General features: G+C 37.9%; 18 protein-coding genes. 8 read left to right on the top strand and 10 right to left on the bottom strand.

Annotation, left to right across the window (positions count from 1 at the left end; all coding sequences use genetic code 11):
- Positions 1-128 precede the first annotated feature (128 nt).
- Complete coding sequence (gene malT / locus A1D26_RS01405) at positions 129-2,843, top strand: HTH-type transcriptional regulator MalT (protein ID WP_157402328.1); 2,715 nt, start codon at positions 129-131, stop codon at positions 2,841-2,843.
- Between the two features lie 258 nt (positions 2,844-3,101).
- On the opposite strand, the gene A1D26_RS01400 is transcribed toward malT, so the two are convergent.
- Positions 3,102-4,169 carry a PhoH family protein gene (locus A1D26_RS01400; RefSeq protein WP_157395205.1) on the bottom strand — a complete coding sequence of 356 codons (1,068 nt, stop codon included), beginning with the start codon at positions 4,167-4,169 and terminating at the stop codon, positions 3,102-3,104.
- A 1-nt stretch (position 4,170) separates the two neighbouring features.
- Between A1D26_RS01400 and A1D26_RS01395 the strand changes: the two genes are divergently transcribed.
- The 3 genes from A1D26_RS01395 to glgP all read left to right on the top strand — a co-directional run bounded on the left by A1D26_RS01395 (position 4,171) and on the right by glgP (position 7,075).
- Positions 4,171-4,338 (top strand): hypothetical protein, encoded by a 168-nt coding sequence (locus tag A1D26_RS01395; protein WP_157402327.1) that lies wholly within the window; start codon positions 4,171-4,173, stop codon positions 4,336-4,338.
- 10 nt (positions 4,339-4,348) lie between these two features.
- Positions 4,349-4,519: a DUF5363 domain-containing protein gene (locus tag A1D26_RS09530; RefSeq protein ID WP_198303026.1), complete on the top strand. Its 171-nt coding sequence runs from the start codon at positions 4,349-4,351 to the stop codon at positions 4,517-4,519.
- Between the two features lie 153 nt (positions 4,520-4,672).
- Positions 4,673-7,075: a glycogen/starch/alpha-glucan family phosphorylase gene (glgP, locus tag A1D26_RS01390; RefSeq protein ID WP_157402326.1), complete on the top strand. Its 2,403-nt coding sequence runs from the start codon at positions 4,673-4,675 to the stop codon at positions 7,073-7,075.
- Positions 7,076-7,427: 352 nt separating this feature from the next.
- Here the strand turns inward: glgP and cspE are convergent, their stop codons facing one another.
- Together cspE and sixA are read right to left on the bottom strand one after the other, a co-directional pair.
- The gene (gene cspE / locus A1D26_RS01385) at positions 7,428-7,640 is read right to left on the bottom strand and encodes a transcription antiterminator/RNA stability regulator CspE (protein ID WP_157402325.1); all 213 of its coding nucleotides are present in this window, start codon (positions 7,638-7,640) and stop codon (positions 7,428-7,430) included.
- A gap of 282 nt (positions 7,641-7,922) precedes the next feature.
- A complete protein-coding gene (gene sixA / locus A1D26_RS01380; protein WP_157402324.1) occupies positions 7,923-8,417 on the bottom strand; it encodes a phosphohistidine phosphatase SixA in 495 nt (164 codons plus the stop codon).
- A 147-nt stretch (positions 8,418-8,564) separates the two neighbouring features.
- Here sixA and pyk point away from each other — a divergent pair, with 147 nt between their 5' ends.
- The 3 genes from pyk (at position 8,565) to A1D26_RS01365 (ending at position 13,723) form a co-directional block, all read left to right on the top strand.
- On the top strand, positions 8,565-10,004 hold the full coding sequence (pyk, locus tag A1D26_RS01375) for a pyruvate kinase (RefSeq protein ID WP_157402323.1): 1,440 nt from the start codon (positions 8,565-8,567) through the stop codon (positions 10,002-10,004).
- 71 nt (positions 10,005-10,075) lie between these two features.
- Positions 10,076-12,019 (top strand): exodeoxyribonuclease V subunit alpha, encoded by a 1,944-nt coding sequence (recD, locus tag A1D26_RS01370; protein WP_157402322.1) that lies wholly within the window; start codon positions 10,076-10,078, stop codon positions 12,017-12,019.
- Between the two features lie 147 nt (positions 12,020-12,166).
- Positions 12,167-13,723 (top strand): SulP family inorganic anion transporter, encoded by a 1,557-nt coding sequence (locus tag A1D26_RS01365; protein WP_157402321.1) that lies wholly within the window; start codon positions 12,167-12,169, stop codon positions 13,721-13,723.
- 80 nt (positions 13,724-13,803) lie between these two features.
- Here the strand turns inward: A1D26_RS01365 and A1D26_RS01360 are convergent, their stop codons facing one another.
- From A1D26_RS01360 to erpA, 7 genes are all read right to left on the bottom strand, one after another.
- A complete protein-coding gene (locus tag A1D26_RS01360; RefSeq protein ID WP_157402320.1) occupies positions 13,804-14,448 on the bottom strand; it encodes a hypothetical protein in 645 nt (214 codons plus the stop codon).
- The gene (gene cysB, locus A1D26_RS01355) at positions 14,448-15,431 is read right to left on the bottom strand and encodes an HTH-type transcriptional regulator CysB (protein ID WP_157402319.1); all 984 of its coding nucleotides are present in this window, start codon (positions 15,429-15,431) and stop codon (positions 14,448-14,450) included. The genes A1D26_RS01360 and cysB overlap by 1 nt, the downstream gene beginning before the upstream one ends.
- Before the next feature lie 33 nt (positions 15,432-15,464).
- Positions 15,465-16,139, bottom strand: a complete 675-nt coding sequence (yjjG, locus tag A1D26_RS01350) for a pyrimidine 5'-nucleotidase (RefSeq protein ID WP_157402318.1) — start codon at positions 16,137-16,139, stop codon at positions 15,465-15,467.
- Positions 16,140-16,420: 281 nt separating this feature from the next.
- A complete protein-coding gene (ispC, locus tag A1D26_RS01345; protein WP_157402317.1) occupies positions 16,421-17,611 on the bottom strand; it encodes a 1-deoxy-D-xylulose-5-phosphate reductoisomerase in 1,191 nt (396 codons plus the stop codon).
- Positions 17,612-17,750: 139 nt separating this feature from the next.
- Positions 17,751-18,212 (bottom strand): YchJ family protein, encoded by a 462-nt coding sequence (locus A1D26_RS01340; protein WP_157402316.1) that lies wholly within the window; start codon positions 18,210-18,212, stop codon positions 17,751-17,753.
- A gap of 109 nt (positions 18,213-18,321) precedes the next feature.
- The gene (gene yidC, locus A1D26_RS01335) at positions 18,322-19,959 is read right to left on the bottom strand and encodes a membrane protein insertase YidC (RefSeq protein WP_157402315.1); all 1,638 of its coding nucleotides are present in this window, start codon (positions 19,957-19,959) and stop codon (positions 18,322-18,324) included.
- A gap of 196 nt (positions 19,960-20,155) precedes the next feature.
- On the bottom strand, positions 20,156-20,497 hold the full coding sequence (erpA, locus tag A1D26_RS01330) for an iron-sulfur cluster insertion protein ErpA (RefSeq protein WP_157402314.1): 342 nt from the start codon (positions 20,495-20,497) through the stop codon (positions 20,156-20,158).
- A gap of 158 nt (positions 20,498-20,655) precedes the next feature.
- Here erpA and rfbB point away from each other — a divergent pair, with 158 nt between their 5' ends.
- The gene (gene rfbB / locus A1D26_RS01325) at positions 20,656-21,714 is read left to right on the top strand and encodes a dTDP-glucose 4,6-dehydratase (RefSeq protein WP_157402429.1); all 1,059 of its coding nucleotides are present in this window, start codon (positions 20,656-20,658) and stop codon (positions 21,712-21,714) included.
- The last annotated feature ends 161 nt before the right edge of the window (positions 21,715-21,875 follow it).

The raw sequence follows: 21,875 nt of genomic DNA, 5'->3' as shown, positions 1-21,875 counted from the left end.
ACTGCTTGGGTCTGTTTATTAAATATAACCAATTAAGAATCGCCAGAAATCTGAAAGTTTAAGCGATACATACTCCATAAACCGCAAAACTTTGCTAAAATCCTGCCGCTTATGGATAGGAGAACAGGATGCAAATTGTTACTAAGTTAATTCCAACAAAACTAATATCAAGTCAGTCGCCACCGATTTTGCAATCTCAATTACAAGGAGTTGAACGAGTTGCATTGTTGCGTCTATTAGATCAAGCGAAATCCTATCCACTTACCTTAATTACTGCCCCAGCAGGCTATGGCAAAACAACTTTACTTTCCCAATGGAAAAATCGTTTATTAGCCAAAAATATTCCGTTGGCGTGGTTTACTCTAGACGAAAGTGATAATAAAGCGGAGCAATTCTCACATTATTTCGCATCTGCGTTAGCCAAAGCAACGGGGATTTCGTTACAAGATATTGGCTATCAAAACAGTTTAATCGATTATTTTGGTCGATTATTAGCACAATTAGATCAAGTGCAATCCCATTTTTATCTGATTATTGATGACTATCATCTCATTGAAAATAGTGAAATTCACGATGCCTTGCGTTTTTGGTTAAAGCATCAACCAAATACCATGAGCTTGATTTTGCTCTCTCGTCTTACGCCGCCACTGAGTATTACTAATTTGCGTATTCACGATAAATTATTGGAAATTGATGTTCATCAGTTGGCATTTACGCCTAATGAAACTCGTCAGTTTTTTGAGCAAAAATTAAATGAAACTTTAAGTGATGAGATTGTATTTTCGCTGTGTGAACGTGTAGAAGGTTGGGCAACCGCCTTACAGTTAATGATTTTAGCGATTAAGCAAAATAGTGAGTTAATTCATTTTCCTGAAAAATTATTAAGTAAACTCAATCAGTTACATATTGCCGATTATTTAAATGAAGAAGTTTTCCATTATGTTGAACCTGAAGTGAAACAGTTTATGCAACGCTGTGCCATTTTACGTTCAATGAATGAAAAATTGGTCTTAGCACTGACGAAAGATGAAAATGGTGTTAAAAAACTTGATGATTTGGAGAAACAAGGCTTATTTATTCAGCGTTTAATCCAAGATGATGGCGAAATCTGGTGGAAATTTCACCCGATTTTAGCCTCCTATTTAGCTCAAAGTTGCCGTTTAGAATTACCGAATGAGTGGCAACAACTTCATCAAACGGCATCAATGGTTTGGTTAAAATTGGGCTATGGCTCGGAAGCCTTATATCACGCTCAAATGCTAGATAACCCTGAAACGCTTTACCGTATTTTACAAGAAAATGGTTGGTCTCTGTTTCATCAAGGGCAATTAAAATTACTGGAAGATTGTTTAACCCATTTACCTTCAGAATTTTTATGGCGTGATGAGAATTTGGTGTTGTTAAAAGCGTGGTTGGCACAGAGTCAGCATCGTTATCAAGACGTATTGGGTATTTTGCAAAAATTTCAGCCAAAAGCACCGCTTACAGAGAGTTTTCAAGGGCGATTTGATGCGTTGCGGGCTCAGGTTGCTATCAATAATGGTGATGAAGAACAAGCCTATTTATTGGCAACTCAAGCATTAAATAATTTGCCATCAGAATTTAACTATGCACAAATTGTAGCGAAGTCTGTTATTGGTGAGGCACAACATTGTCGTGGTTATTTAAAAGATGGCTTGCAGATAATGCAACAAGTAGAAAAATTAGCCACTCAACAACGGGCTTATCACCATTGGCTGTGGTCGAGATTACAACAGTCTGAAATTCTTTCTGCACAAGGTTTTTGGCAATCTGCTTATGATTTATTGAAAGAAACCACGCAACAGACTAACGATTTTCATCAAATTCCGATGAATGAATTTTTGCTCCGTTTAAAAGGGCAAATTTTATGGGAATGGCATCATTTGGACCAAACAGAAGCGATGGCAAATGCGGGGATTGAATTACTTGAGAATGAAGAAGAGCAAGTTCAATGTTTGGCGTTATTAGCTAAAAGTTCTTTAACTAAAGGCGATCTCAATAATGCAGAGCGTTTAATCGAGCATTGTCGTAGTTTACTTGCTCGAAGCTCGCCCCATAAAGATTGGGTTACCGCCATTGATGAAGTGCAGCTGATTTATTGGCAAATGAAAGGTGATACGCAACATTTGGAAAGTTGGTTGGCTCAGGCACATTTCCCTGCTCAAGAACATAATCACTTTACTCAACGTCAATGGCGTAACATTGCTCGTTGCTATTTATTGCGGGAAGATTATGAGCAAGCATTACGAATTTTAAATAGTTTGTTAAAAACCACGGCTATTTTTAATTTAGTCAGCGATAGCCAACGTGCGTTAATTTTGCGCAATCGCTTGTATTACTTGCAAGGTAAGCCAGATTTAGCCCAACGAGATCTTATTCAAGCACTTAATTTGAGCCAGCAAACTAACTTTATTAGTGCGTTTGTGATTGAAGGGGATTTAGTTGCACAACAAATTCGTCAATTATTACAGCTTAATGTACTTGATGAGCTTTCGACCCATAAAGCACAATTTATTTTACGCAGTATCAACCAACATAATCGCCACAAAACCGCTCATTTTGATGAAGCCTTTGTGAAGAGCTTGTTGGAAAACCCACAAGTGCCAGAATTATTGAAGATCAGCCCGCTTACCCAACGGGAATGGCAAGTGTTAGGGCTGATTTATTCGGGATATAGCAACGAGCAAATTTGCCAAGAATTAGTGGTGGCGATCACCACTATTAAAACCCACATTCGTAATCTATACCAAAAAATTGGCGTGAGTAATCGTAGTGAGGCGATTGAATACACCCGTAGTTTGTTGCGAATGATGGGGTATTAGGACGGAGTTTTCAGAATTATGTAACCGTTACACAATCTCCCCTCGCCCGCTTGCGGGAGAGGGAAGATTTGACGTTCGTTCAGAACGGCAAATCAGGGAGAGGGCAAAGGATGGTAAATTTGTGAAAAAGTGGTAAAAAGTTACCGCTTGTTTGCCCTCTCTCTGCTCAAAATTGCTGAACGCATTTTTGAGCTGTCTCTCTCCCGTAAACGGGAGAGAGTATCTTTTATTTTGTGCAATGACTACATAATATCGGATTTACAGCAACTCCGCCTGTTCTAAAATTTTCTGTTGCTCTAACGCCAACTTCGCTTGGCGTTTTTCTTCTTTACGAATTTCATCTTCCGCCTCCCATTTGTCGTAGGCTTGGACAATTTTGGCGACAACAGGGTGGCGAACAATATCGTGGCTATCAAAATAGTTAAAACTTAACTCCTCAACATTGCCAAGCACTTCCATTGCGTGCTTTAAGCCTGATTTTTGGCTACGGGGTAAATCCACCTGAGTTACATCCCCTGTGATCACTGCTTTAGAATTAAAACCGATACGGGTTAAAAACATTTTCATCTGTTCAATGGTGGTATTTTGGCTTTCATCTAAAATGATAAAAGCATCGTTGAGCGTTCGACCACGCATATAGGCAAGCGGTGCGATTTCGATAACATTTCGCTCCATTAGTTTTTGTGCACGTTCAAAGCCTAGCATTTCAAATAGGGCATCGTACAGTGGGCGTAAATAAGGCTCAATTTTTTGTCCGAGATCGCCCGGTAAAAAGCCAAGTTTTTCACCTGCTTCAACCGCTGGGCGAGTGAGCAGAATACGGCGAATTTCTTGGCGTTCCAACGATTCTACCGCCGCAGCAACCGCCAAAAATGTTTTCCCCGTTCCTGCAGGCCCAATACCAAAGCTAATATCGTGGTTTAAAATATTGCGTAAATAGGCTTGTTGGTGTTCGCCTCTAGGTTTAATGACTCCCCTTTTGGTTTTAATCGCAATTTCATAACCCGATGATTGCCACTGACCTTGTAACAACATTCGACTTTCTTGAATTGCCATATGTACATCTTCTAAGTCCAACTCTTTAATTTTTCCTTTTAGTGGTGCGGTTTCTGCATAGAGCTGCTGAATAAGTTTGGCACTATTTTGCAATAGTGACGGAGAGTAGTGATTTTCTTCTTGAGGTTGTAAGGTAAAGGTAAATGCGTGGCGAGCAATAATAAGATTAAAACTTTTTTCGATTAGTGCGAGGTTTTCATCAAAAGCACCGCAGAGTGATTGTAAGCGAGCGTTATCTTCGGGTTCTAAGGTAAAGATCAATTCGTTCAAAATGTTTCCTTTAGTTACTGTTATTTGCCGTTTTTTTGTATGGTACAATGTCTGCATTGTCGCCGCAACCATTGTTTATTTTGCTGCTTTAACCTATGGTATTGGCAACTGTGGAAGATTACTCTGTATGATGGATAGGCGTTATCGTTTAAAAGTTAAAACGCATTAGGAACAGGAAAATGACAACAGAAAACAAAAATTTCTTTCGGAAATTACTCGATAAATATAACCAACTTTGCAAAGATTTAGGCGTTGATGCTGGGGCTTGTCGTGGTTGCGTACCTGTTGTCAAATTTGACCCTGAACCTGAAAAAAAGAACGAGCCTAAAGATGTAAAAGAAGATAAATAGGCAAAAAATATAAAACCATAGCATCGTAATTACTCAGCGGTGCTATGGTTTTTTCCTACTCTGACTTCATACTCCAGTGACAGCCAAAAGGATGATTTATCTCAATGGAGAGTAAAGAATAATAGTGAAAATAATTTTATTTGGAGATCTGAAATGACGAACTTAACTTCCTTTCAAACAATGGCAGAGCAAGCATTACACGAATATTGTGAACGCCTTTCTTTACAGCCTAAAGATCTTTCCACAACGATGTGGTATCAATTTATTGCACAAATTAGCCAACAAGCTATTTTGCAAAATTTCCCTAAAAACGCACCGCTTACAAATACTCGTAAGGTTAATTATCTCTCAATGGAATTTTTAATCGGTCGCTTACTGGGTAATAACTTAATGAGCTTGGGCGTTTATCAAGACGCTGAGAGCTTATTAGCCAAATATGGTCAAAATTTGGTGGACGTACTAGAACAAGAACGCGATCCATCATTAGGTAATGGTGGTTTAGGACGTTTAGCCGCTTGTTATTTAGATTCAATGGCGAGCCTTGCTCAACCTGCGGTTGGCTACGGTTTACATTATCAATACGGTTTATTTAAACAGGGTTTTGGTTCAACGGGCGAACAACGAGAAACAGGTGATGGGTGGAATCGAGATTTCTATTTACAACAACATCATCGCCCTGAATTACAGCAAACGGTTGGATTTGCTGGGGAAGTTTTACATTGTGGCGATGATCGCTATGAATGGCAGCCTGCGTGGACTATCTGCGGTGAAGCATTTGATTTACCTGTTGTTGGCTATAAAGGCGTACAACAGCCGTTGCGTTTATGGCAAGGATATAGTGAAACCGCTTTTGATTTAGCCCAATTTAATGATGGCGACTATTTACTGGCGGAAAGTAAAGTGGTCGATGCGTCCAAATTAACTAAAGTGCTCTACCCGAACGATAATCACCAAGAAGGTAAAGAACTTCGTTTAATGCAACAATATTTCCATTGTGCTTGCTCAATTGCTGATATTTTACGAGAGCATTTAGCGAAAGGTCGTAGCTTACAACAGCTCCCTGAATTTGAAGTCATTCAGCTGAATGATACTCACCCAGCTATTGCGATTCCTGAGTTAATGCGTGTATTACTCGATCAACATCAACTCCATTGGGAAGATGCATGGGCGATCTGTTCAAAAACCTTTGCTTATACCAACCACACATTATTGCCTGAAGCCCTTGAGCAGTGGGATCAGCCTTTGTTAGCTAAAATGCTACCACGCCATTTAATTATCATTGATCGTATCAATAACGAGCTTTATCAACAGGTTAAAGCCGAATTTAGTGAAGATGAATTTAGCCAAGCGTGGCAAGAAACCGCCGTTTTAATGAATAATAAAGTCAGAATGGCAAATTTATGTGTTGTTGGCTCTTTTGCAGTAAATGGAGTGGCACAAATTCACTCTGATTTGGTGGTAAGCGATCTTTTCCCTGCCTATGCTCGTTTATTTAAAGGACGTTTCCACAATGTGACTAATGGTATTACCCCTCGCCGTTGGATTCGTCAATCTAACCCTGCGTTAAGTCAGTTATTAGATCAACATATTCAAGGGGATTGGACAAAAGATCTTGAATTACTACGCCAAATTGAGCCACTTGCAAAAGATCCGCAATTCCAGACCGCTTATCGCCAAATCAAACAGCAAAATAAACAAGTGTTAGCTCAAGTTATTCAAGAAACTATCGGCTTAAAAGTGAATGAAAATGCGATATTTGACGTTCAAATTAAACGTTTCCACGAATATAAACGTCAGCATTTAAACTTACTCAATATTATTGCGACTTATCAAGAATTAAAGGCAAATCCTGCTCAGGAATGTGTACCGAGAGTCTTTATTTTTGCAGGAAAAGCTGCACCCGGCTATTTTATGGCAAAACAGATTATCCAAGCGATAAACGGTGTTGCTAAGGTTATCAATAGTGATCCTGATATGCAGGGTAAGCTGCAAGTTGCTTTCTTACCTGATTACCGAGTGAGCTTGGCAGAAAAAATTATCCCGGCTGCAGATGTTTCCGAGCAAATTTCCCTTGCAGGTAAAGAAGCATCGGGTACAGGGAATATGAAATTGGCACTAAACGGTGCAATTACATTGGGGACATTAGATGGTGCTAATGTAGAAATTGCAGAATACGCAGGGGAAGAAAATGTGGTTATTTTCGGCCATACCGTTGATTCTGTTCGCCAATTACGCACAGAAGGATATGTCTCTAAACGCTATTACGAGCAAGATGAAACCTTGCGTAAAGCGATTGATGCACTTGCAGATGGTACTTTCTCTGATGGCGAAACAGAGCGTTTTGAAGCCTTAGTGAACGATATGCTTCATCACGATTATTTCTGCGTATTGGCGGATTTTGCAAGCTACCGCCAAGCACAGCAAGAAATTGCAAAACGTTACCAAAATCAGACCGCTTGGGTAGAATCCACCATTCTCAATACTGCTCGTCTAGGTACTTTCAGCTCTGACCGCTCAATTCGTGATTATCAAACACGCATTTGGTATAAGGCATAGTATTAGGCAAAAATAACTGTAAATGGAAAAGTCGTTGCTAATAATATTTTTCTTATGTTATTAGCAACTCTTTTTATTTAAAAAAATCCAGTATAAACAATATATTACTCTTTCTCATTAAGCTGCTATGAGAGCATCATTTATCCTCGGTTCTTTAAATAAGCATTCTAGCCTATTTGTCGTTTTTTCTACATCTAGGTCAGCGTATATCTCATAGGTAAATAACTAAATACCATTAAATACTTGGTAAAGCACGTTTAACAGCAGCTAGTTGTCTGATGAGTTTATAGGGGAATTTTTATTTGGTGTGAATGTTGAAAAATGGGCAACATACACTGTTGCCCTGAATTGATTAACGAATTACCACTACATCAATCGCAGATGGTCCACGATCTGAATCTTGAACAGTATATTCTACTTTATCGCCTTCATTTAAAGTTCTAAAGTTAGTGCCTACGATACCAGAAAAATGTACAAATAAATCTTTACCATTATCCGCAGGAGTAATAAAACCGAACCCTTTATCTGAGTTAAACCATTTAACTGTGCCTTGTAATTTAGACATTTTGTCTTCCTTTATGTATGAAATTAAATTTGTGCTTGAAACAAGCGGTAACGCTAAGAAATTGAATTTAGATAGAGATAGATATTAAAGGACTTTCAGGAACAAATTTAAAACTTGTAGTACAGGAAGTGCAATAAATAACGAACTTATATAACCCGCTTTTTAGCTTGAGAGGCATTAGAACACGTTACACCATTTAAAGCAAACGTTTTCTCAGTAAAAAAATAGTAATAGTAAAAGGTGAGAGAACTCTTTTCTAATAAATGATCTCACCAAGAAAAGCTATTTAGTAGGAAAAGCAGTAGTGATTAAATGTCCCGTTTTGCTGTTCCAATCCACTTCTGCAATAACAGCAGGATAAAAATGGACACTTTGTTGATGTTGGGTCAAATGTTGAACCAAATCAAAGACTAAAGGAAGGTGAGAAACAATTAAGATATGCTTTGCACCTTCTTCATTTAGAAAGGAGAGATAATCCAATACATTATCAGGATCGCCCGAAGGGGTAATTCCCTGCCAAGTTTCGATAATATTTGCAAAACTTTGCATATATCCTACCGCTTGCATTCCTTGACAAAGATGTTCTGCAGTTTGTTGTGTGCGCACATAGGGGCTAACGATAATCTTATCAAAAATAATTGATTGATCTAAAAGCCTTTTTCCTAACCATTGGCCTTGTGTATATGCCATCATTTCACCATTTTCGGTCAATGTTCTTTGGCTATCGGATGTAGCATTGAAGCCAGCTTCTCCATGCCGCATTACCCAAATCTTCATTATTCTTCCCGTCCTTATATTTAAACTAAGCAGATTTATGCGTATAATGCCCCCCGTTTTTTATGGTTGCAAGCAATTTCTATAGAACCGCAACCGACTGAAAAGATTTCAATTATTTTTAACTATCATGAATGGAGTAACTCAATAATGTCTCGTAAACTCAGAAGAACCAAAATTGTTTGTACAATGGGTCCTGCAACAGACCGTGGCAATACGTTAGAAAAAATTATTGCCGCTGGTGCAAATATGGTTCGTATGAACTTCTCTCACGGTGTACCTGAAGACCATATTGGTCGTGCGGAAAAAGTGCGTGAAATATCTAAACGCTTAGGTAAACACGTTGCGATTCTTGGCGACTTACAAGGTCCAAAAATTCGTGTATCAACGTTCAAAGAAGGGAAAATTTTCTTAAATATCGGTGATAAATTTACCCTTGATGCAGATTTACCAAGAGGCGAAGGTACACAAGAATCAGTGGGTTTAGATTATAAAAATCTACCAAATGACGTTGTACCGGGTGATATTCTATTATTAGATGATGGTAACGTTCAATTAAAAGTGATTTCTATTGATGGTAAAAAAGTCTTTACTGAAGTGACTGTTGGTGGCCCATTATCAAACAATAAAGGGATTAACAAATTAGGCGGTGGTCTATCTGCTCCAGCCTTAACAGAAAAAGATAAAGAAGATATTAAATTAGCCGCAAAAATTGGTGTTGATTATCTTGCGGTATCTTTCCCACAATCAAGTGCAGACTTACACTACGCACGCCAATTAGCTCACGAAGCTGGTTTAGATACTAAAATTGTTGCGAAAGTAGAACGTGCTGAAACTGTTGCGACTGAAGAAGCGATGAATGACATCATCTTAGGTGCTGATGTGATTATGGTGGCTCGTGGTGACTTAGGTGTTGAGATCGGTGATGCAGCGTTAGTTGGCGTTCAGAAAAAATTAATTCGTCGTTCACGCCGTTTAAATCGTGTTGTGATTACTGCAACGCAAATGATGGAATCAATGATCAAAAAACCAATGCCAACTCGTGCGGAAGTAATGGACGTTGCAAATGCGGTATTAGATGGTACTGATGCGGTAATGCTTTCAGGTGAAACAGCAAATGGTGATTACCCTGTTGAAACAGTAAAATCAATGGCAGAAGTTTGTTTAGGTGCAGAAACAATGCCAAGCATCAATGTGTCTCGTCATCGTATGGAAGATAAATTTAATGCGGTAGAAGAAGCGGTTGCAATGTCAGCAATGTACACAGCAAACCATATGGACGGCGTGAGAGCAATTATTGCATTAACACATTCAGGTGAAACAGCAAAATTGATGAGTCGTATCAGTTCAGGTTTACCAATTTATGCTCTTTCTCGTAATGAGAAAGCGTTAAATCGTGCCGCACTTTATCGTGGTGTAACACCAGTCTTCTACGATTTAGATAGCCGTACTATTGAAGGTGCGAAAAAAGCATTAGCCTTATTAAAAGAACAAGGTTATTTAATGAGCGGTGATTTAGTGCTTCTCACTCACGGTGATGAATTAAAAGAAGGCGGTACAAATACCAGCCGTTTATTACGTGTTGAATAATTAGTCATCAAGAAAAAATCCACGCAAATGCGTGGATTTTTATCATCAACCTATTTACTCTCTTACCTATTATGCTAACACTACTCGCGTATCTTAAATCGGAAAAACTGATCTCAGAATTAAATTATCAATTTGCTAAATTGATCGATAATAAACAGCAAAACCAGGGCTATTCAAAGTTACAACAGGATTTAGCGATTTTGGTTAGTGCTTTGGTTTCTTTTAATGTAATGCAAGGTCATAGTTGTATTCGACTAGACTCGGCTTTGGCAAGTAATCCTTTTGGCTTAAATCGGGAATTGAGTGATGCAATTTTGCAAAAAATTGAGCATATCTCACCGCTTGAATGGCAAAGTGTGTTAGCCAATCACATTGCGTTTAGCGCTGATCCAAATAAAGTAACGCCGATGTTATTCCAACATCAACGAGTTTATTTCTATCGCTATTGGCAAGCTGAAAACCAAATTGCACAATATCTTCAACAAGCGGTCAGTTTACCGACACAAAATACAAATTTTACCCTTGAACAGCAGATTATCACTCAATTTTTCCCAGAAAAATCAGAAAATATTGACTGGCAGAAAATAGCTGTGGCAACGGCACTAAAACAGTCATTTAGTATTATTTCAGGTGGTCCAGGAACAGGCAAAACTCGCACTGTTGCCATTTTATTAGCCGCATTACAACTCAAGCAACTCAAGCTTGGGCTACCGTTACTGAACATTGCACTTGTTGCTCCAACAGGAAAAGCGGCGGCTCGTTTAAAAGAATCTATCCACCAAAATTTACAGGGGCTATCTTTGCCCGATAACTTAAAAAATGAAGTGCCGACGAAAGCCTCGACAATTCATAGCTTGATTGGGATTTACCCCCATAGCGATACGCCACGTTACCATTCACAAAATCCACTGCATATTGATTTAATTGTGGTCGATGAAGCCTCAATGATTGACTTATTTGTGATGGATAAATTACTCAATGCGTTAAAACCAAATACTCGGGTTATTTTACTGGGTGATAAAGATCAGCTTGCGTCCGTAGAAGCAGGCAGTATGATGAGTGAGCTTGGGCAATTTTTAACTTTGGGATACAGCCCTGCTCATAGCCATTATTTAAGTGAAACTACTGGGGAAATGATTCCAGCTAAGAGTGATAATCCACCTTTTATTTGTGACTCTCTTTGCCACTTACGGCATAGTTATCGCTTCGATGATCGGTCTGGCATCGGGCAACTGGCAAAAGAAATTAACGCTCAACAAGCGATCAGTTCCTGGGATATTTTTGCTGATTCACAATTTACTGATCTGAGTTTATGTGCTTATCCGAATGCTAGTGAGTTTGCTACACAGCCACTTTGGACACAGCATTGTGTTGAAATGGTCGTCAAAAAAGCGGTCATGCTTTATCGTGATTATCTGCAAGAAGTCAAACATTATAGAAGTGAACCTACAAAAGAAAATATTCAGGCTATTTTTACCGCTTTCCAACAAGTGCGTTTCCTTTCCGCCCTACGAGTTAGTGAACTAGGCGTTGAGAAGCTGAACCATACAATCGCAGAAGCGTTGCTACAACACCATTTGGTTCACTTCCGCAACAGTCGCGAAAACTACATTGGCAAGCCTATTTTGGTGACTGAAAATGCCCCACAACTCAATATTTACAGTGGCGATATTGGAATTATCCTACCCGATGAGCAAGGTAAATTGCGTGTTTATTTTGAAACACAAACAGAAAAAGGTGATTATTTAAGTATCTCTGTAAATCGTTTACCGAGTAATGAACCTGCTTATGTGATGACAGTTCATAAATCACAAGGCTCTGAATTTGCTCATACGTTGTTAATAATGCCTCTTACGTTCTCTCCTGTAATCAGCAAAGAGCTACTGTACACAGCAGTGACACGAGCCAAATCACAATTTACCCTATTTAGTAATGAAAAAATCTGGAAACAAGGGGTAAATATGAAAATTCAACGTCAAAGTGGTTTAACAGAACAGTTAGCAAGTTTCCATTAGCAATAAAGCGGTATTTTTCTGCTGTAAAACTACCGCTTTCCCACTTTTAATTTCAATTTCTCACTCAATTTATGATGTAAGCCAAATATTTTCTTATTTAAAAGGCGTAGAATGATATCCATTTCTTATGGTTTGGATTCAGCAGTTATGAGCCTCATTCAAAATAATGGACGTTTACTTAAACAAAACTTCGCATCAGGATTAGTTGTTTTTCTCATTGCCTTACCGCTCTGCTTAGGGATTGCATTAGCATCAGGCGCTCCGCCATTATCAGGTATTGTGTCTGGTATCGTGGGCGGTATTGTCATTGGTTGGCTAAGTACATCGCATATTAGTGTATCAGGGCCCGCTGCAGGGTTAGCTGCAATAGTGTTAAGTGCGATTAGTGAATTAGGTTCTTTTGAACTCTTTCTATGTGCAGGTTTAATTGCTGGGGCTATTCAGCTCTTACTTGGGCTTATCAAGGCAGGAAGTATTACAAACTATATTCCTTTTGCGGTAATTGAAGGTATGTTAGCAGGTATTGGGGTTATCATTATTATTAAAGAGCTACCTTATGCCTTAGGGAGCGATAAATTATTATCGGTATTTTCTGATCCAATTATTCACGTTCATTTAGGTTCATTGATTGTCGCTTTTACCGCTTTACTGATTGTGATTGGCTGGGATTTTATTCCACAACTGCGAAAAATTAAAATTCTGCCATCAGCACTAATTGCAGTGATTGTAGGAATTCTTATCAACGAATGTTTCATCTATTTTAATAGTCCATTGGCTATTCCGACCAGCCAATTAGTGCAACTTCCCGTACCAGAAAATTTAGAACAAGCAGAAAGATTGATCCGTTTTCCCGACTTTTCAGGCTTCAGTAACCAAATTGTTTGGGTAACAGGGATTACCATTGCGATTGTTGCCTCTATTGAAACATTGCTCTCAATTGAAGCAGCGGATCGTTTAGATAAACATCGTCGCATTACTGATACAAATCGAGAATTACGCACGCAAGGCATTGGGAATGTAATAGCCTCCTTATTGGGCGGTTTACCGATGACTTCTGTGATTGTTCGATCTTCTGCGAATGCGAATGCAGGGGCAAGCCATAAAATTTCTGCTATTTTCCACGGGCTACTATTACTTATTTGTGTACTGTCTATTCCAAGCCTACTGAATAAAATTCCCCTTGCTAGTTTAGCCGCTATTCTGATTATTATTGGTTACAAACTTACTAAACCAAGCATCTATTTGCACTTTTGGCAGAAAGGTATCTATCAATTTATTCCTTTTGTTGCCACTATGATTGCAGTGGTCTTTTTAGATTTGTTAAAAGGAGTAGGAATTGGCTTAATTATTAGTATTTTGTTTATTTTATACGGTAATATGAAACGTTCTTATTATTTAAGTCGAGAAGAATTGGTGGATGCAGATAATATTGTGTTAGAGCTAGGTGAAGAAGTGTCTTTTTTAAATAAAGCCGCATTAAAGAGAACATTAAAAAATATTCAACCTAATTCTAAAATCACTATCAATGCAGAACGAGCCATTTATATTGCGAGCGATATTTTAGAATTACTTGAAGATTTCACGAATGTCTATGCTCAAGAAAATAATATTCAAGTTAAATTGAAAGGTTTTAAATATGATTATGAGCATCAAGAAGGCGTTGAACATACTCACGTCAGAGTAGAGCATAGGAGTAGAATATAAATACACAAGCGGTTGCTTTAATCGAATTATTTGCGAAATATCATATTAAAGTAACCGCTTGATTAACTGTTATATCTCAATTAGTTTGTCACAAAACTATCAAATGTTAATTCATAGTTATCGCCATCTCGGCTATATGAAATATAGCGTGGGAATTTTTCACCTACATATTTCTTCACCGTAATATATTTATCACCGGTTTTAAATCGATAGGTAATTTCTTCAACGGAATTTCCTTTTACTTGGAGACTTTTTTGCGATTTATTGAGTGCTACATTTTCTGAAGGATATAATTTTTTACCATTGGTTGTTTGGAAACTATTTGGTAACTTATCGTAGTAACTTAATTGGAAAGCTAGCGTAAATAAATCAAATGTTGGTAATGTTAGCGATTCTTTTTTCAGTGGTTCTTTTACCTTACCATATTGAATGGTACTTGAATCCAATTCAGCCATCGCATAAGTTTTACCGTTACGAGAATCTCGATAACTTAACATATTAAACTGTTTATTGCTTTCATAACCTTTGGCTGTAAAGACAATATTGTATAAAGGCACATTTATTTTTGACTGAATTGAATAATTTTTGCCATCATTTTTGAAATGAACGTAAGCGGGCATTAAATAATTCGAGCTATACTTCAGATTAAAATTTTCTGCGACAAGATTGGCACTTAAGCCCAAAAAGCTGAACGCTAATACCACAAACTTATTTAATAATTTCATTATTTTTCCTCTAAATTGGTGCTTTCAAACAAGCGTAAAATCGCATTGTTATCCCGCAACTGCTCAGCTTCCTCCACCTTCATTTTAGTTAAATGTGGTGAAAAATAGCTAATAAAATCATACATATAATTACGCAAGAACATTCCGCGTTTAAATGCAATTTGCGTCATACTTGATTGGAAAAGATGGCTTGCATCAATTGCAACCAAATCTTTATCATACTGCGTATATGCCATCGATGCCATTATACCAACCCCTAGCCCTAAGCGAACATAAGTTTTGATTACGTCAGCATCCGTTGCGGTAAATACAATATTTGGCAATATACCTACTTTATTAAAAGCGTGATCGAGATCGGAGCGACCTGTAAATCCAAAGGTATAGGTAATTAAATCATATTTACCAAGCTCTTCGACCGTTAATTTCTGATTTTGTTTCGCTAATTGTGCTAAAGGGTGATCAGGTTTGACAATAACTGAACGATTCCATAAATAACAAGGTAATAATATCGCATTTTCAAAGAGATATTGTGCTTCTGTGGTAATTGCAAGATCGACTTCCCCTGCAATCAAGGCATCGTAAATTTGATTTGGAGAGCCTTGATGTAAATGTAAGCTAACTTCAGGATATTTTGCTTTAAATTTTTCAATCACATCAGGTAACATATAACGAGCCTGTGTATTGGTTGTAGCAATACGCAAGACCCCACGATTTGGACGAGTTTGTTCTTCCGCTACCGATTTAATACTTTGAGCCTTCACTAATAACTCACGAGAAATTGCTACAATTTTTTCGCCCGCCGGCGTTAGTCCTTTAATATGCTTGCCATTTCGCTCAAAAATGTTGATCCCAAGCTCACTTTCAAGTAAGCGGACTTGTTTACTGATCCCTGGCTGAGACGTATAAAGCACTTCCGCCGCTTCAGTAATATTGAGATTTTGGTTCACAATTTCGACAATATAACGTAGTTGTTGTAGTTTCATAATCAGCTCACTTCTGTAAAATTTTCATTAAATCTAACCGCTTACAATCTTCACTAAGTCAAGAATCTCAGCAATTTCATAAGTTGGTTGAATTGTTGTGCTATTTGGTTGTTTTGTTGGATTAAACCAACAAGTATCGATTCCGACATTAATTCCACCTTGCACATCAGAAGATAACGTATCGCCAACCATTAGAATAGCGTGTTTATCAACATGTCTCATTTGTGCAAAAGCTGATTCAAAGATTTGTGGTGCAGGTTTAGCTGCTCCAACAGTTTCAGATACAACGACCACATCAAAATATTTATTTAATCTCGTATTCTCTAAGCGTTTTTGTTGTAAAGCTTGAAAGCCATTGGTAATGATCGCCATTTTTACTTTACCGAATAAGCTATCTAGCATTTCCCTTACATTTTCTAATGGCTGGCTTAACAATGCCATTTCTGCCATTAACTCGTGATTTAACGCCAAAGGCTCTTGCCCTGTCTGTTGTGCTATTTTTTCAAAGCGAATTCTTTGTAAATCTTGTGCTGTGATCTCTTTATTTTGATAAGCGACCCAAAGCGGTTTATTAACCGCTTGAAATTGCTCATAATCTTGTTCATTAAATGGCACGCCATAACGTTCCATCATTACTTTTAACCCTAAAAATGAGTTGAACGAAAACAGCGTTTCATCCGCATCAAATAAAATCCACTGATATTTCAATTTTCCACCTTATGAGCATCGTGTTGAGATCGATTCTTCAAGTGCCATCCATAAAATATTTACTTATTTTAAATAGCTTTTGTTACTTTTAGTTATAAAAAGTAAATTAATATTTAGAACGAATCGGAATGTTATAAAACCAAATGAGATAATAAAGGAATATCGTAGATAAGTTAAGTTTACTGCTCGCAAGAAGATTAGTTCGTTTTGATAATAAACAAGCGGTTTGATTGGTAAATAGTTTTGCAAAACATATCTAAAATCAAACCGCTTTCTATTGTTTAGTAATGAAGGACTGCTTGATGAGCTAGCTCCCTAGCAAGTTTATCTATATGTAACACATCTGCTATTTGTTTCACTTTTATCGGAGCAATATTTTCCACCACGCTACGATTGATATCGACAATATCAGTAAAACGAATCTGCTCATTTAAAAACGCTTCAACTGCAATTTCATTTGCTGCATTCATTGCTGTTGTTGCATATTGTCCTTCGGCAAAAGCATCAATGGCTAATTTTAAATTAGGATAACGTTGGAAATCAGGCTCAATAAAGGTTAATTCTTTAATTTTAAAGAAATCTAAAGGCTCTACTCCAGCGTAAATACGGTTTGGATACGCCATTGTGTGTGCAATCGGCGTTCGCATATCGGGGTTTCCCATTTGAGCAATTACGCTACCATCGACATAGCGAACCATTGAATGAATAATCGATTGCGGGTGGATAATAATTTCCATTTCATCTGCTGTGGCATTAAATAACCAACGTGCTTCAATATACTCCAATCCTTTATTCATCATTGTGGCGGAATCAACGGAGATTTTTCTCCCCATAGACCAATTTGGGTGAGCAACCGCTTGAGCAGGTGTAATCGTTGAAAATTCTGTTAAAGACTTCGTACGGAATGGACCACCGGAACCCGTTAAAATAATTTTGCTAATGCCTAATTCTGCTAATGGACAAAAACCAATTTGTTGCTGAGCTTCTGGCGGTAGTGATTGAAAAATTGCATTATGTTCGCTATCCACAGGAAGTAATTTTGCCCCAGATTTTTTCGCCTCATCAATAAATATTTGCCCACAAGTTACTAACGATTCTTTGTTTGCGAGCAGTACCTGTTTCCCTGCTTGTACTGCAGATAAAGTGGGTAATAACCCCGCTGCACCAACGATAGCTGCCATTACCATATCAACATCAGTGTGAGCAGCTAATTCACAAATGGCTTTTTGCCCCGCGAAAACTTCCGTTTTACAATTTCTTTGTTTTAAATTATCGGTTAATTGCTTTGCGGCATTTTCATCATCAAGAGCAGCAAAGCGAGGTTGATATTTCTCACATTGTTCAGTCATTAAGGTAACATTACGCCCACCCACTAAAGCAAATACCTGATATTGTTCTGGGTTATGATCTACGACAGATAAGGTACTTAAACCAATTGATCCCGTAGAACCTAAAATTACGAGTTGTTTCATTTTTATCCTATTTTTATCTCATTTTATATATGAATTGAGTATATCACTTTACGCCAATAAACTCAGTCTTTGACTCTGCTGATCTCAAAATCATATATTATTTTAGATGTAATCCTCGTACCTAAGAAATCAGTCGAAATTAGATAATCCCACAGCAATGCTTGAATTTCTTACCTGAACCACAGATACAAGGTTGTTTCTGTGTGGGTAATGGAACGGTGGGATCAACAAAAAACCAGCGATTATTGATCTTCACAAAGAGAGAAATTTCGTGATGAGCTTCTATACCCGATTCAGTTTGGAATAAGGCGTTAAACTCTACGGTACTGTGCTGTTTTGAAATAGCAGGCTTATGTTCCAAAATTTCTAATCCTGCCCAACGAGTTGATTTGCCCCATTGTTCCATCGCTTGTCTATCAAGTAGAGCTTGTTGGCTTGGCACTGTGGTTGCCACAATATAATCAATGTTTACTTGAGTATAAGCAGAATAACGTGAACGCATTAGCTGTTCTGCTGTACTAGGATATTGTTGTGTAAGATGAAATGGCTGACAACATTCCTGATAGGTTTTTCCAGATTGGCAAGGGCATAATTGTGTCATAACTTGTAAAAAATCGGCGGTAACTGACCGCTTGTTAAGGTTGAATGCTTATATGAATTTGAAATAAAAAACCTGTGCTCAAGAACACAGGTTTTTCAACTAAATAGAATTATTTTTTCACACGAGTGTGTAAACCTTTCTTCTCTAAGTTACGATAAATCAACCATTGTTGTGCAATCGTAATTAGGTTAGACGTTAGCCAGTAAAGTACTAAGCCTGACGGGAACCATAAGAAGAATACTGTAAAGAGTACAGGCATAAAGTTCATTACTTTCTGTTGTACTGGATCTGCAACTGGTGTTGGCGACATTTTTTGTAATAAGAACATTGAGCCACCCATTAGTAATGGCAGAATGTAATATGGGTCTTGTGCCGATAAGTCTTGAATCCAGCCAAAGAATGGAGCGTGGCGAAGTTCTACCGCTTCCATAAATGTCCAATAAAGTGCGATGAAAATTGGCATTTGTAACAGAATTGGTAAACAACCACCCATTGGGTTTACTTTTTCTTCTTTATACAATTTCATCATTTCTTGGCTCATACGTTGGCGGTCATCACCGAAACGCTCACGCATTTCTTGAATACGTGGTTGTAACATACGCATTTTTGCCATTGAGGTATATTGAGCTTTGGTGAGCGGGTACAGAATTGTTTTTACTACAATTGTTACCCCAATAATTGCAATACCCCAGTTAGTTACAAGGCTTTGGATAAAGGTTAAAAGCATAAATAGTGGTTTTGCAATAAACCAAGCCCAACCATAATCTACGGTTAAATCAAAGTTATTTGCTGCTGCCGCCATTGCATCTTGGTCTTTCGGGCCAGTCCATAAATTGCTCTTAATGGTTGCTTCGCTATTTGGAGCAACTTGAGTAATAGGGCCACGATAGCCGATAGTGCCTACACCGTTTGCTGTGCGAGTGTAAAGGTTATTTTCCGCATCTTGATTTGGGATCCAAGCAGACACAAAGTAGTGTTGCAAAATTGCGGCCCAACCAGCTTTGGTATCAATAGATAGGTTTGCTTTTGCCATCTCATCAAAGCTATATTTTTTATAGTTTGCTTCTGAAGATGAATAAGCGCCGCCAGTATAAGTAGGCATTGCGAAGTTACCTGAGCTTTCAATTAAAGTATGTTTAATTTGCCCGTAAGGTTGAACTTCCACAGTTTCAGCACTGTTATTTTTAATCGTGTAATTTACCGCAATATCATAACTACCACGTTTTAATGTGAAGGTTTTGGTATAAGTTACACCATCTTTTTCTAATACTAACGGCACAGTAAGTTCATTTTGATCATCGGCTAGACGGAAATTATCCGCTGTTACTTGATACTGAGCACGACCAGAGTTGGTATCAATACCGTTTTTACCAACTAAACCACTTTGGGCGATATACTGGATTTTTTCATTGTCTTGTAATAATTCAAATGGATTTTGAGAATTCAGCTCCGCATTAAATTTTAATAGATCCGAATCAACAACATCACCACCTAATGTATCAACGGTTAAACGTAATACATCACTCTCAATCGTGATTGTTTTGCCTTTAGTTGATTGTTCAGTAAGAGGTGAACTTGCATTAGACGATGCAGGTACATCACTCGATTGGGCAACTTGTTGTGGGGCCTGTGCTTGTGCCTGTTTTTGTGCTTGGATTTCAGGATTATAGTCCTGTTGCCATTGCGTAAAAATCAAGAACGACACAAGCAGTAAGCCCATAATCAGTAAACTACGGTTTGAGTTCATTTTAAGCTCTCTGTGGTTAAAGGGATATCCCTAGGTTAAAAAAGGGCTATTCTAATATAGGTTGTTAAACGATCCAACCAACTTTTGAACAACAAGCGGTATTTTCTGATAAGTTTTTATAGATGATGTCTTACTTTTGACATTAATTGATATAAAACCTAGCTTTTTATCTTGCTATACATCCGATTTAACAACCTTAAATACTAAAAGAAGAACCACAGCCACAAGTTGAACTTGCATTAGGATTGTTCACAACAAAACGAGAGCCTTCTAACCCTTCTACATAATCGACAGTACCACCGATTAAATATTGTAAGCTCATCGGATCAACCACTAGTCCCACACTTAGATTTTCGATAGTCAAATCACCATCATTGATTTCATCATCAAAAGTAAATCCATATTGAAATCCGCTACATCCCCCACCAGTGATGTACACGCGTAAACGCAGATTTGGATTTTCTTCCCCTTCAATTAAACTTTTCACCTTTTTCGCTGCCGCGTCAGTGAATGTCAGTGGGACAACGATATCACTCATTTGTAAACCTATTAAATTTTTATAATACTTGTCTATTATCTAACAAGTATAAGGTTCAATCAAGATTTGATCTAACGCAAAATTTAGTTGATTTTCTTTTTGTGAAGAACATTTTAGAATAGCGCTCTATTAATTTTCCTAAAAATATAAGCAAAATGATGAAAACCATTTTCGTAACAGGCGGTGCGGGCTTTATTGGTTCTGCGTTAATTCGCTATTTAATTGAGCATACTGAGCACAACGTAGTAAACATTGATAAACTCACTTATGCAGGGAATTTATCCTCTCTTGAAACAGTTAGCCATAGCTCACGTTACTATTTTGAACAGGTTGATATTGCTGATAGCGGTCAGATTTCTGCACCTTTTGGCAAATATCAGCCTGATGCCATTTTTCATCTTGCGGCAGAAAGCCACGTTGATCGTTCAATTGACAGTGCAAAAGCCTTTATTGATAGCAATATTGTAGGGACTTTCACACTATTAGAATGTAGCCGTCATTATTTACAACAGCTAAATGAAGCGAAAAGAAACCAATTTCGGTTCATTCATATCTCAACCGATGAAGTGTTTGGCGATTTGGATGATAAACAAACACTTTTTACCGAAAAAACGCCTTATGCCCCAAGTAGCCCATACTCTGCATCAAAAGCAGCGAGCGATCATTTAGTTCGTGCGTGGTATCGAACTTACGGCTTGCCTACCATTATTACTAACTGTTCCAATAATTACGGTTATTATCATTATCCTGAAAAGTTAATTCCATTAGTGATTTTAAATGCGTTACACGCCAAGCCTTTGCCGATTTATGGTAATGGTGATCAAATTCGAGATTGGTTATTTGTTGATGATCACGTTAAAGCCCTTTACCAAGTGTTTATCTCAGGAAAAGTTGGGGAAAGCTACAATATTGGTGGCAACAATGAGAAACGAAATATTGATGTCGTACAAGCGGTCTGTTCGTTGCTCAATTTTGCAAAAAAACAAGGGAAACTAACCGCTTACCAAGAACACATTGCCGACATTGATGATTTTAATCAGTTGGTCACGTTTGTTGCAGATCGAGCAGGGCACGATAAGCGTTATGCAATAGATGCAAGTAAAATTCAACAGGAACTAGGCTGGAAGCCAGAAGAAACCTTTGAAACAGGCTTAACAAAAACAGTGGATTGGTATATTAAAAACCCACAGTGGTGGCAGCCATTGTGGGATAGGTGATATAGTTAATCCGCATTCTTCATTAAATTTTGAAAATTTTTTTACCTTAGCCCTTGAAACTCTCAAATTTATCTCTATTTATTGTTCCGTCTGAGCGGGAACGTCAAATTACTTCCCGTTTATTTTTGAAAAAATCTTTTAAGTTGGCTTGAAATGTAGCG

Source organism: Ursidibacter maritimus (assembly GCF_009761395.1).
GTDB classification, from domain to species: domain Bacteria; phylum Pseudomonadota; class Gammaproteobacteria; order Enterobacterales; family Pasteurellaceae; genus Ursidibacter; species Ursidibacter maritimus.
This window is presented reverse-complemented; position numbering and strand designations above follow the sequence as displayed.

Bases quoted from the DNA above. Each gene is read 5' to 3' on its own strand.
- A1D26_RS01395 (WP_157402327.1), top strand. From the start codon at position 4,171: ATGTTTCCTTTAGTTACTGTTATTTGCCGTTTTTTTGTATGGTACAAT.
- glgP (WP_157402326.1), top strand. From the start codon at position 4,673: ATGACGAACTTAACTTCCTTTCAAACAATGGCAGAGCAAGCATTACAC.
- ispC (WP_157402317.1), bottom strand. From the start codon at position 17,611: ATGAAACAACTCGTAATTTTAGGTTCTACGGGATCAATTGGTTTAAGT.
- cspE (WP_157402325.1), bottom strand. From the start codon at position 7,640: ATGTCTAAATTACAAGGCACAGTTAAATGGTTTAACTCAGATAAAGGG.
- pyk (WP_157402323.1), top strand. From the start codon at position 8,565: ATGTCTCGTAAACTCAGAAGAACCAAAATTGTTTGTACAATGGGTCCT.
- rfbB (WP_157402429.1), top strand. From the start codon at position 20,656: ATGAAAACCATTTTCGTAACAGGCGGTGCGGGCTTTATTGGTTCTGCG.
- A1D26_RS01340 (WP_157402316.1), bottom strand. From the start codon at position 18,212: ATGACACAATTATGCCCTTGCCAATCTGGAAAAACCTATCAGGAATGT.
- cysB (WP_157402319.1), bottom strand. From the start codon at position 15,431: ATGAAACTACAACAACTACGTTATATTGTCGAAATTGTGAACCAAAAT.
- sixA (WP_157402324.1), bottom strand. From the start codon at position 8,417: ATGAAGATTTGGGTAATGCGGCATGGAGAAGCTGGCTTCAATGCTACA.
- A1D26_RS09530 (WP_198303026.1), top strand. From the start codon at position 4,349: ATGACAACAGAAAACAAAAATTTCTTTCGGAAATTACTCGATAAATAT.
- A1D26_RS01360 (WP_157402320.1), bottom strand. From the start codon at position 14,448: ATGAAATTATTAAATAAGTTTGTGGTATTAGCGTTCAGCTTTTTGGGC.
- yidC (WP_157402315.1), bottom strand. From the start codon at position 19,959: ATGAACTCAAACCGTAGTTTACTGATTATGGGCTTACTGCTTGTGTCG.
- recD (WP_157402322.1), top strand. From the start codon at position 10,076: ATGCTAACACTACTCGCGTATCTTAAATCGGAAAAACTGATCTCAGAA.
- erpA (WP_157402314.1), bottom strand. From the start codon at position 20,497: ATGAGTGATATCGTTGTCCCACTGACATTCACTGACGCGGCAGCGAAA.
- A1D26_RS01365 (WP_157402321.1), top strand. From the start codon at position 12,167: ATGAGCCTCATTCAAAATAATGGACGTTTACTTAAACAAAACTTCGCA.
- malT (WP_157402328.1), top strand. From the start codon at position 129: ATGCAAATTGTTACTAAGTTAATTCCAACAAAACTAATATCAAGTCAG.